The sequence below is a fragment of the Shewanella sp. c952 genome (assembly GCF_019654975.1).
GTDB lineage: Bacteria > Pseudomonadota > Gammaproteobacteria > Enterobacterales > Shewanellaceae > Shewanella.
The window spans coordinates 1-1,035 of the sequence record NZ_BPEW01000081.1 but is presented as its reverse complement, the minus strand read 5'-3'; the positions used below and the strand labels follow the sequence as shown (position 1 = coordinate 1,035).

Annotated in this window: 1 protein-coding gene; it reads right to left on the bottom strand. The window is 53.7% G+C overall.

Translation table 11 applies throughout. From position 1 onward, the window contains the following. A partial coding sequence (locus K5R16_RS22710) for a hypothetical protein (RefSeq protein WP_220740522.1) occupies window positions 1–1,035 on the bottom strand: 1,035 nt, incomplete at both ends.

Sequence of the window (1,035 nt, the reverse complement as noted above, 5' to 3'; positions counted from 1 at the left end):
TTTCTCCCCTCCCTCCCCTTTTTCCCTCCTTCCTCCCCCTTCTTTTCTTCTCCTCCCTCTCTTTTCCCCCCCCCTCCTTCTCTCTTCCCTCTTTTTCTTTCTCCTCCTTTTCTCCCCTTCTTCCCTTTTTTCTTCTTCTTCCCCCCCTTCCTCTCTCCCTTCTTCCCCTTTCTCTTTCCCCCCTTCTTTTTCTTCTTTTTTCCCCCCTTTTCCCCCCTTCTCCCCCTTCTCCCTTCCTTTTTTCTCCTCTTTTCCTTCCCCTTCCTCCCTTTCCTTCCTTTTTCTTCCCCCCTTTCCTCTTTCTCTCCCCTCCCCCTTTCCTTTCCCCCCCTCCTTTTTCCTTTCCCTCCTTCCCTCCCTTCTTTTTTTTCTTCTTCCTCTCTCTTCTCCTCTTTCCTCTCTTTCTTTTTCCCCCTTTCCTTTCTTTTCCTCTCTTCTCCTCCCTCCTCTTTTTCCTTCTCTCCTCCCCCTCCCCTTCCCCCCTTCCCCCCCCTCTTCCCCCTTTTCCCCCCTCCCCTCCCTTTCTCCCTCTTCTTCCTCTCCTTTCTCTCCCTTCCCCCCTCCTCTCCCTCTTCCCTTCCTCTCTCTTTCTCTTCTTCCTCCCCTCTTCCTTCCTCCCCTTCCTCTTCTTTCCTTTTCCCCCTTTCCTCCTCTTCTCCCTTTTCCCTTTTTCCTCCTTCTTTCTCCTTTCCTCTCTTTTTCCTCCCCCCTTTCCCTTCCCCTCTCTCCCCTCTTTTTTTTCCCTCCCTCCCCTCTTCCCCCCTCTCTCCTCTCTCCTCCCCCTCTCCCTCTCTTCTTTTCCCTCCCCCCCTCCCTCTTCCTCCCCCTCCCCTTCTCCTCCCTTTTCCCCTTTCCTTTTTCTTTCTCCTCCCTTCTTCTCCCCCTTCCCTCTCCTTCCCCTTCCTCCCTTTCCTTTTTTTTTCTTTCTTCCTCTCTTCCTTTCTTTCTCTTCTCCCCCTCTCCTCTCCCCCTCTCCTCTTCCTTCTCTCTTCTTCCTTCTTCTTCTTTCCCCCCCCCCCCCCCCCCCCCTTCCTC